This window comes from Veillonella parvula, assembly GCF_902810435.1.
In the GTDB taxonomy this organism is placed as follows: Bacteria; Bacillota; Negativicutes; order Veillonellales; family Veillonellaceae; genus Veillonella.
Window position 1 is genome coordinate 1031340 of the sequence record NZ_LR778174.1, and the last position, 14894, is coordinate 1046233.

Annotated in this window: 13 protein-coding genes and 1 other RNA gene; all 14 read left to right on the forward strand. The window is 37.0% G+C overall.

All coding sequences use genetic code 11. From position 1 onward, the window contains the following. On the forward strand, nucleotides 1-732 hold the full coding sequence (gene rlmB, locus FNLLGLLA_RS04615; RefSeq protein ID WP_024061847.1) for a 23S rRNA (guanosine(2251)-2'-O)-methyltransferase RlmB: 732 nt from the start codon (nucleotides 1-3) through the stop codon (nucleotides 730-732). 2 nt (nucleotides 733-734) lie between these two features. Beyond that, the gene (locus tag FNLLGLLA_RS04620; protein WP_004695995.1) at nucleotides 735-1268 is read left to right on the forward strand and encodes an NYN domain-containing protein; all 534 of its coding nucleotides are present in this window, start codon (nucleotides 735-737) and stop codon (nucleotides 1266-1268) included. A 73-nt stretch (nucleotides 1269-1341) separates the two neighbouring features. Further along, a complete protein-coding gene (gene sigH, locus FNLLGLLA_RS04625) occupies nucleotides 1342-2016 on the forward strand; it encodes an RNA polymerase sporulation sigma factor SigH (protein WP_119563007.1) in 675 nt (224 codons plus the stop codon). 5 nt (nucleotides 2017-2021) lie between these two features. Further along, nucleotides 2022-2258, forward strand: a complete 237-nt coding sequence (gene secG / locus FNLLGLLA_RS04630; protein WP_004695991.1) for a preprotein translocase subunit SecG — start codon at nucleotides 2022-2024, stop codon at nucleotides 2256-2258. Between the two features lie 58 nt (nucleotides 2259-2316). Further along, on the forward strand, nucleotides 2317-4680 hold the full coding sequence (rnr, locus tag FNLLGLLA_RS04635) for a ribonuclease R (protein ID WP_123137911.1): 2364 nt from the start codon (nucleotides 2317-2319) through the stop codon (nucleotides 4678-4680). Nucleotides 4681-4688: 8 nt separating this feature from the next. Further along, on the forward strand, nucleotides 4689-5159 hold the full coding sequence (gene smpB / locus FNLLGLLA_RS04640; protein ID WP_174892283.1) for an SsrA-binding protein SmpB: 471 nt from the start codon (nucleotides 4689-4691) through the stop codon (nucleotides 5157-5159). 155 nt (nucleotides 5160-5314) lie between these two features. Continuing rightward, complete coding sequence (locus FNLLGLLA_RS04645; protein WP_101928323.1) at nucleotides 5315-5815, forward strand: hypothetical protein; 501 nt, start codon at nucleotides 5315-5317, stop codon at nucleotides 5813-5815. Beyond that, complete coding sequence (locus FNLLGLLA_RS04650; protein WP_101928322.1) at nucleotides 5815-6543, forward strand: 6-carboxyhexanoate--CoA ligase; 729 nt, start codon at nucleotides 5815-5817, stop codon at nucleotides 6541-6543. The genes FNLLGLLA_RS04645 and FNLLGLLA_RS04650 overlap by 1 nt, the downstream gene beginning before the upstream one ends. A gap of 4 nt (nucleotides 6544-6547) precedes the next feature. Beyond that, nucleotides 6548-7708 (forward strand): 8-amino-7-oxononanoate synthase, encoded by a 1161-nt coding sequence (gene bioF, locus FNLLGLLA_RS04655; RefSeq protein WP_174892284.1) that lies wholly within the window; start codon nucleotides 6548-6550, stop codon nucleotides 7706-7708. A 175-nt stretch (nucleotides 7709-7883) separates the two neighbouring features. Then, nucleotides 7884-8225, forward strand: a transfer-messenger RNA (tmRNA) gene (gene ssrA / locus FNLLGLLA_RS04660). A gap of 192 nt (nucleotides 8226-8417) precedes the next feature. Then, entirely contained in the window at nucleotides 8418-9035 is a 618-nt protein-coding gene (locus FNLLGLLA_RS04665) for a Type 1 glutamine amidotransferase-like domain-containing protein (RefSeq protein WP_123137912.1), read from the forward strand. Nucleotides 9036-9279: 244 nt separating this feature from the next. Then, on the forward strand, nucleotides 9280-10407 hold the full coding sequence (locus tag FNLLGLLA_RS04670; RefSeq protein WP_101928320.1) for an efflux RND transporter periplasmic adaptor subunit: 1128 nt from the start codon (nucleotides 9280-9282) through the stop codon (nucleotides 10405-10407). A 14-nt stretch (nucleotides 10408-10421) separates the two neighbouring features. Next, nucleotides 10422-13604, forward strand: a complete 3183-nt coding sequence (locus FNLLGLLA_RS04675; RefSeq protein WP_174892285.1) for an efflux RND transporter permease subunit — start codon at nucleotides 10422-10424, stop codon at nucleotides 13602-13604. Nucleotides 13605-13759: 155 nt separating this feature from the next. Next, a complete protein-coding gene (locus FNLLGLLA_RS04680; RefSeq protein ID WP_174892286.1) occupies nucleotides 13760-14701 on the forward strand; it encodes a manganese-dependent inorganic pyrophosphatase in 942 nt (313 codons plus the stop codon). The last annotated feature ends 193 nt before the right edge of the window (nucleotides 14702-14894 follow it).

Here is a 14894-nt window from a genome sequence, read left to right on the forward strand (position 1 = left end):
ATGGATAATTATATTGTAGGTCGCAATGCGGTTAAAGAAGCCCTTAAAAGTGGCCGTTCTATTCAACGTATTCTGGTCAGTGAAGATAAGGTAAAAACAGGGTTAGCTGATATTGTAGGCCTTGCTAAATCTCAAGGAATTGAAGTTAGACCTACACCAGTTAAACAGATGAATAAGTACGATTTGGAGGTACCACATCAAGGGGTTATAGCTCTTGTATCGGCCGTTCAATTTAAAGAATTGGGAGAGGTATTACAAGAAACGACACATGAGGTTCCTTTACTCATCTTAACGGATGGGGTTGAAGACCCACATAATATGGGAGCTATCATTCGTACTGCTGAATGTGCGGGAGCTACGGCTGTACTCATTCCTAAACGACATAATGCGCCTATTAATGCTACTGTTGCAAAGACATCTGCTGGAGCTATTGAACAAATTCCACTTGTACAAATTGGCAATGTAGTGCAAACCATTAAACAACTTCAAAAACAAGGATTTTGGGTAATGGGGGCTCATATGGAAGGTGATCGTACCTTGTATGAAGCAGATATGACAATTCCTACGGTTATAGTCATTGGTAATGAAGGTAAGGGGATTAGTCGCGTTGTAAAAGAAGCTTGTGATTTCCTTGTAACAATTCCTATGTATGGAAATTTGAATTCTTTGAATGCATCTGTTGCAGCTGCAGTTCTTATGTATGAGGCGGTACGTCAACGCCAGGCGAAATAATCATGCTAAAAGATATTTTAATTGTAGACGGCTATAATGTTATTTTTGCTTGGACTCATTTGAAAAAATTGGCTCATGAGTCTTTAGAACATGCGAGAATGGAGCTTCGAGATAGATTGTTGAACTATGGTAAATTTAAGGGTTACGAAGTAATCCTTGTATTTGATGGTAAGTATACAAAATCTGGAGGTTCCATTGAATCTATTACAAGTGGATTTATCGAAGTGTATACTGAGGATGGAGAAACGGCGGATTCCTTTATTGAACGAGAGGTATTTTTACGTAAAGGCAAATATACTAATGTATATGTTGTAACCTCCGATGGGGCAGAACAGAATCAAATTCTAGGCTCTGGCGGGTTGCGCATTCCTGCTCGTGAGTTGCAAAATATGATTCGTATTGCTAAGGAAGAAGAACGACTTCAATATGCTCATGAACATAGACGTGATCAATTCTCAGTGCGTCGTAATGAAGTGGGAGGTTTATTATCTCCTGAAGTTGCTGAAAAGCTCGAGAAATTGCGTCGAGGTCATTGATAGTTGAAAATCATATACCGTTCCAGTATAATAAATATATTGGTTTTTCTCGCTCAATTGTAAGGAGGAGCTTATGAAAATGATTCATACACGCAAGTCCGATTACAATTTCAAGGAAATGACCGATGAGCAAGTTGTGGTCATAGCTCAGGAAGAGCAAAATGAGTTTGCAATCGATTATATTGTTAATAAATATAAGAACTTTGTAAGAGCTAAGGCTCGCTCCTATTTTTTGGTAGGTGCCGACCGAGAGGATATCATCCAAGAAGGGATGATTGGACTCTATAAGGCGACGCGAGATTTTAAACATGATAAATTAGCGTCTTTTAGAGCCTTTGCGGAACTTTGTATAACTAGACAAATTATTACAGCTATTAAATCGGCTACAAGACAAAAACATGCGCCTTTGAACTCCTATATATCCTTAAATAAACCGGTGTATACAGAGGACTCTGAGCGTACATTGATTGAAATGCTATCTTCAACAAAGATTACAAATCCTGAAGACCTCATTATCAGTCAAGAGGAACTAGATGATATTGAGCGCAATATTGGTCATATTTTAAGTGATCTCGAATGGGAAGTCTTGGAAGGATACCTTGATGGACGTTCCTATCAAGAAATGGCTGAGGTCACAGATCGTAGTGTTAAATCTATTGATAATGCGCTACAAAGGGTAAAACGTAAATTAGAGAAGTATTTAGAACATCGTGTATTGGGCTCGCATCGAGCATCACAGGAAGGATGACAGTCGTGACAAATTTCTTAATGATTGTAGAAGTAATCGTATCTATTTTATTAATTGTAGTAGTTGTTGCACAAAATAGCAAAAATGCAGGCATGGGCGGTGCTGTTTCTGGTGCGGCAGACTCTTCTTTTGGTGGTAAGCAACGCGGTTTAGATGCTTTCTTATCTAAATGTACGATTATATTGGGGATTATCTTTGCTGTGTTGAGCTTAGTGTTAGGGGCAATGATTAATCAATTCTAATGATGAAAGCCTGCTTTGCAGGCTTTTTCTTTTTTCATCCTAATAAGGGGGTGCAGATTTGAAGAAGAAGGTATTGGACTTTTATAAATCTATACAACCACATGCATACCATATTGAGGATGCAGCAATGGATAATCGTATTCGAGGTGGCAAAGATCTTGAAATGTTTATTCGATCTGCGAAAATGCTCGCCCGTGAAGGCGTATTAACTTCATCTCGACCAGATGTATACCGATATGAAGATCAACAGCATGAAGAATATGAAGGTATCTACAAAGGATATCGTAAATCTTATGGATTTGTTATTATGCTAAATGATGAAGATATTTATGTAGCAGAACAAAATAAAGGAACTACTATGCATAATGATAAGGTACGTGTTCGTATTGTACCATCAGATTATACAAAGCATAAACGTGAAGGCATCATCGTTGATGTTATTGAGCGTGCTAATGAAACCATAGTTGGTACTTACGACAGACAACAACACTTCGGCTTTGTTGTACCAGATGATGAACGTATTGGAACAGATATTTTTGTAGATTTAAAAGATACTTTAGATGCTCGGAGTGGAGCTAAGGTACTAGTAAAAATTACAAAATGGCCTGAAGGCAATAAAAAACCTGAAGGAATTATAACAGAAATTTTAGGCTATAAGGGGGATGTAGGCCTAGACATTAACTGTATTATGGCTAATCATAAGATTCCTTTTGCATTCCCTAAAGAGGTAATTGAGGCAAGTGAGAAGATAGATACTATTGTTCATGAAGATCCGAAGCGGTGGGATCTTAGAGACTTACAAATGGTAACTATCGATGGAGAAGATGCAAAAGATCTTGACGATGCTGTAAGTGGTCGTAAATTACCAAATGGTAATTATGAGCTAGGCGTACACATTGCGGATGTTAGTCATTATGTTACTTCAGGCCAGCCTATTGATAATGAAGCATACAAGCGGGGGACTTCAGTTTACTTAGTGGACCGCGTAGTACCAATGTTACCAGAGGTATTATCGAATGGTATTTGTAGTTTAAATGCCCATGAAGATCGCTATGCTATGACGTGTATGATGGAAATTGATGATTCAGGTACAGTTGTTAATTATCGTATTCGTCCGTCTATTATCCATGTAGGACGTCGTTGCAGCTATAAAGAAGTTTATAAAGCGTTAGAGGAAAATATTGTTCCTGACGATTTAGTAGATTTTATTCCTATGCTTCGTGACTTAGCAGAAATTTCTAAGATTTTAAATCGTATGCGTCGTCGTAGAGGGGCATTAGACTTTGATTTTTCGGAATATAAGGTATTACTTGATCTCGATGGTACACCGTTGCGTATCGTAAAACGCGATCGAACTATGGCAGAGCGGCTTATCGAAGAATGTATGCTCATTGCTAATGAGACGGTAGCTACGCATTTAAAGGATACTCAACGTACATCGGTATATCGTATTCATGAACATCCTAGTGAAGAAAAATTGGATTTATTCCAAAAGGTATTACATTATTTAGGTCAAACTCTTGTCCTTAGTGCTGATGGTGTAACACCACGAGATTTCCAAAAAATCCTTGATGTAGTGAAGGGACAAGATATCGAGCAAGTGGCTCAAATTATGACCTTACGTTCTATGCAGCAAGCGAAATATAGCATTGAAAACGTCGGCCATTTTGGGTTAGCATCCACTTGCTATACGCATTTTACATCTCCCATTAGACGTTATCCGGATTTGATGGTACATCGACTTTTAAAAGCGGATATGCACTGGAAGGGTGGATACTCTAAACGAGATGTAGATGAAGCTTTCTTAGCTGGTGCTGTGGAACATTCTTCCATACAAGAACAAGTGGCAACCGAGGCAGAACGAGAAACTACGGATCTAAAGAAGACTCAATACATGGTTCCATTTGTAGGTGAAGTTTTTGAAGGCACTATTGCGAGCATAACCTCCTTTGGCATGTTCGTAGAGTTAGAGAATGGTATCGACGGTCTCGTGCATATTAGCATGATGAACGACGATTATTATTTCTTTGACGAAGAACATTTTGTTCTTGTTGGTAAGCGGACAGGTAAAACCTATCACTTAGGTGAAAAGGTTACTGTTACACTTGTAAAAGCCGATGTAGAAAAGAAACAAATCGATTTTGTTCTTGGTGAAGTAGATAATCTGATGGCTATCCAAGAACAATTGAGTAGTGGCTCTGACCATGCTACTAGTCGTGATGGTTTTGGAAATCTAAAGGGGCGAAAGTCATCCCGAAAAAACGGTAGAAAAACTTCTAAACGAGATGATTCAAAAGCTGGGCGTTCTAGATATGATGCTTTCAGTAAAAAATCTAAAAAAGGTAAATCGAGTCGCAAGAAGTCAAATAAAGCTACAAAACGTAGTCAATCTAAAAAATCTAAAAGTAAACGTAAACGATAGAGGAGAATATGGCAAAGAAATCTAGCCCATCGCTTATTGCTGACAATCGTAAGGCGCGTCATGATTTTCATATTCATGAAACCTATGAAGCTGGTATTGCTTTAACAGGAACTGAAATAAAGTCTATTCGTCAAGGTAAGCTTAATCTTAAGGACAGCTTTTGTCGTATAGATAAAGGGAAAATTTTATTGTATGGTGTACATATCAGTCCGTATGAACAAGGTAATCGTTTTAACCATGAACCGGAGCGGACACGCAAGTTGTTGATGCATAAATCTGAAATCAATAAGTTACATGCTCAAGTTAAGGAAAAAGGATTTTCTTTAGTGCCGCTAAACTTTCATTTCAGTCACGGTTATGTAAAGGTTACTGTAGGTCTAGTAACTGGTAAGAAACTTTATGACAAGCGTCAAGATATGGCGGAACGTGATGCCAAGCGCGATATTGCTAAGCGAATCAAAGAACAACAAAAATATTAAGAGTCATAAGGAATCAAGTCGATATGGCTTGGTTCTTTTTTATATATTTGTTAACTATAATATTTTTAGTGGTTGATAAAAATACAGTGAGAATTTATAATGTAAACAATAAGAGGTGTTTGTAGTTGACATTTTCTAAGTAGAGGAGATATATTATGAATCAGAACATTCGGTACATTACAGAGGTTGCTATTTTAACTGCCATGATTACTGTATTAGGGGCTATTAAAATACCTAATGTCATTCCAGGTATAGAGTTTCAACTATCAGCCCCGTTGGCGGTAGCGATATGTGCCGTATTCGGATTTAAAAAGTATATTATAAGTGGTTGTTTATCTAGTCTAATAGGCTTAGCATTAGGTACTCAAACTATTTTAAATGTTATGATTGCTATGCAATTCCGGCTCATTGTGGGACTAATCCTTTGGATTTGCCATAATCACATGATAGGTATTATGGTTTCTGGTCCAATTGCATCTGCTTTAGCGCGATTATCCTTGTCTTTATACGTTGGTAAGGCTGCATTACCGATGATAGCTCTCGCAGTTCCAGGTATGATCTTTACAGTAATTATGGCACCAGTATTTGTGAAAGTATTCCATAAAATTCACAACCAAGTACCTCAAAGTAATGTAGTTAAAGGTAAGGTATCATAATGGACGAATTATATAGTGTGCGTATGCGCGCGGCTCAAGGTGGTCCCCATGAAAACGGGGGCCACCATATTTCTGGCGCAGAACGCATTGTGACCTTAAATCAAGTTGGAGCTATCGCTCAGTCTTTAGCCGAACGAGCACTACATCATAGTAAGGGGACAGCTGATTTTATCAATATTACAGTGGACTTGATTCCTTCAGAAACAATTACATATATAGAATGCTTAAAAGTAAATGAACATTTTGCTAATACTGTTGCTGAGGCGCATCAATTAGCTGTTGAACTTTTACAGGGCGCTGATATTAGTGAAACTGCTGTTAAACATGCTATTTATCTATTAGAAGGTTTAGATTCATCTATGCGAGGTGCTATGTTGGTTGACGCAATTTCTGGTGAGCGCATAGATTCTGGTAACCGTGGTGTTCGCGTGAGTCATATGGACTCCTTTGATTCTGAAAAACTAGGGGATAATGAACATATGAGAGAGGCCTTAGTATTGGCCTCTAAAGTACAATCTGCTGAAGGGATTGTAGGTGAATTATGTTGGTCTGATGATCCTGATTACACAGTAGGCTATGTGGCTTGCAATGATATTTACCATCGAATTCCTAGCATGAAAGAATTTGGATCTAATCTAGGAGGGCGTGTATTTTTTGTTAAAACAAATACTGATGTGGACTGTGTAATCAAGTATTTGGAAAAAGCACCAGTACTTGTTCAGCGGTGATTGTATGTATAAATTCTTCCAAGAGCAATTAGATAATAAAATCAATAACCTAAATTTGCGCACATTAACGGAATATTGCCCTATAGACGCAGTACGGGTTAGAAGAGATGATAAAGAATATTTGATGATGGCATCAAATAACTATTTAGGGCTTACTTTTGATGAACGTGTAATAGAAGGGGCCATTAAAGGGGCTCAACAATATGGTACTGGATCAGGTGGATCGCGTCTAGTATCCGGTACATTTCCCTTGTTTACAGATCTTGAAAGAGAACTAGCAAAATTTAAGAATACAGAAAAAGCCCTCGTATTTAATACGGGTTACATGGCAAATGTAGGAACCATTTCTGCCATAGCAGATAAGAATACTATTATTTTTAGCGATGCTTTAAATCATGCTAGTATTATAGATGGTTGTAGACTGAGTAGAGGATCTGTAAAGGCTTATAACCATTGTGATGTAGACGAATTAAAGTATTTATTGAAAGAAGTAGAACGAAATACAAGAAAGCTAATTGTCACAGATGGTGTATTTAGCATGGATGGCGATATAGCTCCATTGGATAAGCTCTACGAGCTTAGCCGTGAGTATAATGCTTTACTTATGGTAGACGATGCTCATGCGACGGGTACCATTGGTAGCGGTCATGGAACGGCTGCTTATTATGGTCTTGAAAAAGAAGTGGATATTCAGCTAGGTACATTGAGCAAATCGTTAGGTTCTGTTGGCGGCTATGTAGCTGCTAATAGCACCATCATTGATTATCTTGTGAATATGAGTCGTAGCTTTATATTCTCCACTGCATTATCTCCTGCTGACATAGGGGCAGCCCTGGCTACATTACATGTTCTTGAGTCTGATACATCTGTTTTAAGGCGACTACAAAATAATGTGAACTATATGGCAGATTGCTTAAATTCTATAGGAATATATGCTACGAATGATACTCCAATTTTCCCAATACTTATCGGTAGTAATGAGGATACTCTAACAGTATCAAATTATTTATACAATGCTGGAATTATAGGTACAGCGATACGTCCGCCTACAGTTCCTGTTGGTGAAAGTAGAATTCGTTTAACCGTTACAGCTGCTCATAATAAAGAACAAATTGATTATGTGTGCCAATCACTGCATAATGCTTTGAAGCAATTAGACTCATGATAGTAGATAATATATCTAAATAAAGACAGTATTAAAAGAATCCTAAATTGATTGGTTAATTAGTCTATATTAGATAAATCGAGTAGTCTAAGAAGAGTGAATATATCTGAACTGTAAAGGTTTCATACAATTGACAGTAATACCAAATAGGCTTATAATTATTAAACCGACGCACGGGGATGTAAAGGTTTCGACAGGGGTGCGTGTGGTATAGATAGCGAGTCGGCGTTCCATGAGGCCGTTAAACGGTGGGAAAACATTTAAACGCAGAAGAAAATTTTGCATTAGCTGCATAAGCTACGTCCCTCATACTTGTGCCTACCAAGTGTGAATGGACGTCAAACAGTAGGCTGGTCTAATTTAGTTGTTCATATGAATTAGGCGAGACAATATGAACTGGGGTTGTGTAGCTTGTCTGTGAGCGATAGCAACCTGAGACTTAAATCATAGACTGTGCTCGGAGAAGTCTATATGGCAACACTTTTGGACAGGGGTTCGACTCCCCTCATCTCCACCAAAATAGAAGCGTACATTTTAAGAAATAAGTCTGCGCTTACAGATAAATTTGTGATTATTCGGCTATAATTGATATAGAACAGCCGATTAAATGGTTTTAAAACCGTCTAGGTAGATTCTTAGGCGGTTTTTTGTATATTAAACATAAAATTTTCATATTAATTTAAATAAAGAATCTTAGAGGTGATAAGACATGGAAATTTTACTTATGTCATATTTAGCAGGAGCAAAAAGTATAACAAAAAAGTATCTTTCAAAAATGGTTTCAAATAAAATAATTTTTATTCCTACTGCTGGAAATGTTGAACCATATACTGGATATATTGATGAAGGTGTTGAGATGTTAAAGTCTTTAGGATATGAATTGGAAATTATTGATATTTCTAAATATGATGAAGATTATTTAAAGAATAAACTTTCAAAGACTGAATGTATCTGTATATCTGGTGGTAACACATTTTATCTATTACAAGAGCTGAAAAAGAAAAATCTTATAGGCCTACTTTATGAAAGAATCAAAGAAGGCTTATTATATATTGGTGAATCTGCTGGCGCAATTATTATGTCTGAAAATATTGAATATAATCAGATAATGGATGATAAAAGTATAGCATCTGAATTAGATGATTATATGGGTGTAAATGTATTTAATCATTATGTTTTACCTCATATAGGGGAATATCCATTTGAAGAGACTGCTCAGAAAACATTAGATACTTATCAAGATAAGATACCATTAGTGCCGATAAACAATAATGAAGTAATCTTAGTTGAGGATCATGGTTATACGGTATTAACTGAAAAAAAGTAAACTAGTAATATATAGTTTTATAATTCTAAAACTATTTAAGTTCATATTGAATATAAAATGTCAATAGTTTTAACATTTTTGTTGTATACAATATATGTGGGTTTAATCAGATTTTATCTATGTTCTACAAAGGTAGAGGGGTATCGGAAAAATTGACTTTATCTATATTATCCTGTAAAATATATAAAGATATTTATGAAATTATGTGACATGAATGATTCGTTTCTGAAAAGGAGTACAGATAATGAAGTATCGTTATTCCCGTATGTTAGCAGCTCTCGTAATGTCTGCTGTGATGATTGCAGGGTGTGGCAACAATCAACAGCAAGCTGGTGAGATTAATGTTAATACATATAAACTTACAACAAGTGATACACAAGTTGATCAAACATTTGCTGGTACTGTAGTTGCGGAGAACTCTGTAGCTGTACATGCTCGTGTAAGTGGTTATATTGTTGAGAAGTTTGTAAAAGGTGGGGAACAAGTAGTAGCGGGACAACCATTATATCGAATTGATTCTCGTCAATATGAAGCGAGTCTTGCTAATGCAGAAGCACAAGCAGCTCAAGCTAATGCAAACTTGAAAAATGCTGAAGTAGATCTTCAACGTTATGAAACTTTGGCATCACAAGATGCGATTGCTCAACAACGTGTAGATACGCAACGTAGTGCTACAGAGCAAGCTAAGGCTACTTATGAAGCGTATGAAGCATCCGTGAAAATTGCTCAAGATAATATGGGGGATACCATGGTATATGCACCATATTCTGGTACATTACGCATGGATGACGTAGATACAGGCACTTATGTTCAGGCTGGCTCTACTACATTGGTTACAATCGATTCTATTGATCCAATCTTCGTTGAGTTTAGTATGACTGAGCAAGAATATCTTGATTTTATGAAGAATCCTACAACGGATGATTCTAATGGTCCAAATATTCAATTAAAACTTGCTGATGGCGAAACATATAATGAACTTGGTTCTATCGTGCAAGCGGCTAAGAGTTTAGATCAATCTACGGGTAAGCTTGTATTGAAAGCGTCCTTCCCAAATCCTAATCATTTATTATTACCTAATATGTATGCTACTGTTGTTTCTCCTGGTGAAAAGATTAAAAATGCAATCCTTGTACCAAGTCGTGCAATTTTACAAATCATGGACAAAAACTTTGTTTATGTTGTAAATGCAGCTGGTGTAGTAGAACAAAAGACAGTAGAGATTGGTGGTACTAAAGGTAATGAAACGATCATTAAATCTGGTTTGGCTGCTGGTGATACAATCATCGTTGACGGCTTAACTAAGGTGAAAAATGGCGTAAAAGTAAATGGCAAACTACTAACTAAAGAACAGTTGAAAGCTACAAAATAAAAGGAGGATAGATCGTGTCGAAATTCTTTATTAATCGACCTATCTTTGCCATCGTAATAGCCATTGTTATCACGTTGGTAGGGCTTATCTCTATGATGAACCTTCCGGTAGCTCGATATCCACAAATTTCTCCACCTACAGTTCAAGTTAATACTGCTTATACTGGTGCAACTGCTCAAGTTGTTAATGATACAGTAGCCAGTGTTATTGAAACGCAGATTGTAGGCGTACAAGATATGGACTATATGACATCTAATAGTTCCAGTAACGGTAGCTATTCGTTGACTGTTCAGTTCAATCAAGGTACAGATGCTGATATGGATGCGGTTAATACGCAAAACCGTGTTCAAGCAGCACTTGCACAATTGCCTTCAGAGGTACAAGCTGTAGGTGTTACAACCACTAAATCTTCTGGTGATATGGCACTTATATTCTCTTTGAGTTCACCAAATGGCACATATGATGCAACATTCTTAAAGAACTATGGTACCAATTATATGATGGATACTATCAAATCCATTAAGGGTGTTGGTTCTGTACAAGAGTTCGGATCTGATTATTCTATGCGCATTTGGCTAGATCCTGCGAAGATGCAAAAACTTGGTGTTACTATCTCTGAAGTTACAGCGGCTATTAAAGGTCAAAACTTACAAGCTGCAGCAGGTACAGTAGGGAAAAACCCTACAAATGGTGAACAAGCCTTTCAATATCCTATCAAAATTGATGGACGTCTCGTAACACCTGAACAATTTGGTAATATTGCTATTAAAAGTACTAATGGTAAGGTATTACATCTAAAAGATGTCTCCCGTATTCAAATTGGGGCTGAAGGATATGACTTCATCGCAAAATCTGCTCATAAAGAGGTTGCCGGTTTTGCTATTTCCCTACAAAATGATGCTAATGCATTAGAAACAATTGCTAATGTTAAGAAAGTTCTAGATGAGCAATCTAAATCCTTCCCACCAGATATGCAATATAACGTAGTTGTAGATAATACTAAATTCGTAAGTGCATCTATTAATGAGGTTGAGCATACATTTGTAGAGGCATTACTCCTTGTTTTAGTTGTAGTATATGTCTTCTTACAATCTTGGCGCTCCACAATCATTCCTATGATTGCTGTGCCAGTATCTTTGCTTGGCACATTTGGCGCTTTTGTTTTATTAGATTTCTCTATTAACACTTTGACGCTTTTTGCCATGGTTTTGGCTATCGGCCTTGTTGTTGACGATGCTATCGTCGTAGTAGAAGCTGTTGAGTACGAATTAAAGTATAATGGATTGTCTCCAAAAGAGGCGGCTATTAAAGCGATGGAAAACGTACAAGGACCAGTAATTGGTATCGCCTTTGTATTGACTGCTGTATTTGTACCAGTTGCGTTCATGGGTGGTATGACAGGTATTCTTTACAAACAGTTCGCATTGACGATTGCCGTTTCCGTTGTAATTTCTGCTATTATCGCACTTGTGTTGACACCAGCATTATGTGCTACAATGTTGAAAGCACATATAGCTAAAGAGCGTGAAGATTGGTTACATCGCCAATTAAATAAATTTAATGCTGCTCTAGAACGATTCAGTAATTGGTATGGTCTCCAATTAGCGCGTTTAAGCCATCGTTTGAGTTTAACTGTTATTGCATTGCTAGTCTTTGCAGGTGGTACAGCCTTAGTATTTCACTTCTTACCAACTTCTTTCGTACCAGCTGAAGATAGTGGTTACTACATGATTGCTATTAATGAGCCACCTGGTGCTACATCTGAACGTACTATGGCTACACTTGAAAAAATTGCATCTTTCTTGGAAGAAAAAAATGATCCTGAAAAGCCTAAGGACGAACAATTATTCCAAGAAGTATTTACTGTCGCTGGTTTTGACCTCTTAGGTGGTGGTCAAAAGTCTAGTGCTGGTGTAATTTTTGCTACTATGTCCGATTGGAAATATCGTACAACACAAGCTACATCTATCAATGCTATGGTAGGTCAAACATTTGGCTTTGCAGCTGAGAAAGTACCTGAAGCAACAGTTATTGCTATGAATCCACCATCCATTCCAGGTCTTGGTACAACCGGTGGTTTTAGTATGTACATCATTAACAAAGCTGGCGATAGTCCACAAGTTATGGCTGACCGTACTAATGAATTTATTGCGGAAGCTCGTAAGAGCCCAGCAATTCAATCTATTTATACTACTTTTGATACATCTACGCCGACATTACAATTTGATGTAAATCGTGAAAAAGCGGCTCAAGATGGTGTAGCATTAGCTGATATCTTTACCACTTTGCAAGGGTTCTATGGTAGTATTCAAGTTAACGACTTTACTACTTATGGTAAAAACTATAAGGTTGTAGTCCAAGCGGAAGACGCATATCGTCAAAATGCGGACCAGCTTAATATGTTAGCTGTTAGAAATAGCAATGGCCAAATGGTTCCTGTTTCTAACTATATTACAAAGGAACAAACGGGTACACCATCTAGCATTACTCGCTTTGATAATGCGATGGCCGTACAAATTGGTGGTTCTCAAGCTAGAGGATATTCCTCTGGTGATGCTATCAATGCATTAAAAGAGGCCGCCGCTAAAACATTACCTGCTGGTTATACATATGATTGGGCAGGGCAATCTCGTGAAGAGTTAAAAGCCGGTTCTCAAACTATGTTGATTCTAGGTTTAGGGCTTGTCTTTGTATTCTTAATCTTGGCTGCCTTATATGAGTCTTGGAAGGTTCCATTTGCCGTATTGTTCTCCGTACCATCTGGTATGATTGGTGCTTCTTTAGTACCATTCTTATTGAACTTCACAGGCAGATATTTCTTAGCAAATGATATTTATATGCAGATCGGTCTCTTAACCTTGGTTGGCTTGGCTGCGAAAAATGCGATTTTGATTATCGAGTATGCTAAGATTCGCGTTGACGAGCGTGGTATGAATGTTGTTGATGCTGCTATCGAAGCTGCAAAAATTCGTTTGCGTCCAATTTTGATGACATCCTTTGCATTTATCCTTGGTGTATTACCATTGGCAGTATCTAGTGGTGCTGGTTCTGGTGCACGTACTTCTATGGGTATTACTGTAGTAGCAGGGATGACAACAGCTACATTGTTTGGTATCTTTATCATCCCAATGTTGTTTATCATCATTGAAACAATTGGACCTGGTTTGTTTACAAACCGCAAAAAGAATCACGACTAATCATTTATATTAGATAATTTTATAGAATGTTAAAAACACGTCACTACTTAGTAGTGGCGTGTTTTTTTGTATGATTTATGATATAATAATATAGTTAAAAATCGGATTGACGTAAGTCGATATTAAGTATGAAATTAATATAAAAGAGGTATATTATGAGTGATGTAAAAACATATGTAGCAGGTCATAAAAGCCCTGATACTGATTCAATTTGTTCTGCTATTTCCTTTGCTAACTTACTAACACAAATGGGGAAACCAGCAACTCCAGTCTGTGCAGGTGAAGCTAACAAAGAAACAACATATATTTTGAACCATTTTGGCTTTGCTCACCCTCAAGTTGTTAAAAATTGGGAAGAGTTTGCTCCAGAAGGCGGTAATTTGTATTTAACAGACCATAACGAATCCAAACAAATAATTGATGGTTATAAATCCATGAATATGTGTGGTGTTGTCGATCATCACCGCATTGGTGACTTCGAAACTGATGGACCTGTATTCATGCGTTTAGAACCTGTAGGTTGTTCTAATACAATCATTACTAAGTTGTACATGGAGAATAATCAAGAAATTCCTAAAGGCGTTGCAGGCTTGATGTTATCTGCTATCATTTCTGATACTGTGTTATTCCGTTCTCCAACATGTACAGAAACAGATAAAGAAATGGCTCATAAATTAGCTGAAATCGCTGGCGTAGATATTGAGTCCTATGGGCTAGATATGTTGAAAGCGGGAGCAGATATTTCTGATTTAACTAATGATGATATCGTTCGTACAGACATGAAAGAATTCTCTGAAGCAGGTAAGACTATTTCTATCGGTCAAATTTCTGTTATGGATACAACTAATGTATTGGCTAAACAAGGTGAACTAGTACAAGCCTTAGAAGCGCTTCGCAATGCCAATAACTATGATGCATCTTACATCATGATTACAAATATTCTCGATGAAAGTACTACATTGTTGTTTAGTGGCGATGTAGAGGCTGTAGTTACTAAAGCATTTGAAAAAGAAATAAAAGATAATGGTGTATTCTTACCTAATACTATGTCTCGTAAAAAACAAATTGTACCACCAATTCTTGGTGCTATGAAATAGTATACAAACTAAAAAAGAACGTTGCTCGCAACGTTCTTCTTCTCTATTTATAGGGCTTCAAGTATATTGCATGTATATTGTAATTGCTATTATAGATGTGTTTATTTATATAATAATTTAGCTTTTAACTATACATACTTGTTTCACAGCTTATTAAAGATTATTTATGTATATTTGGAGTTTGTATTGCATA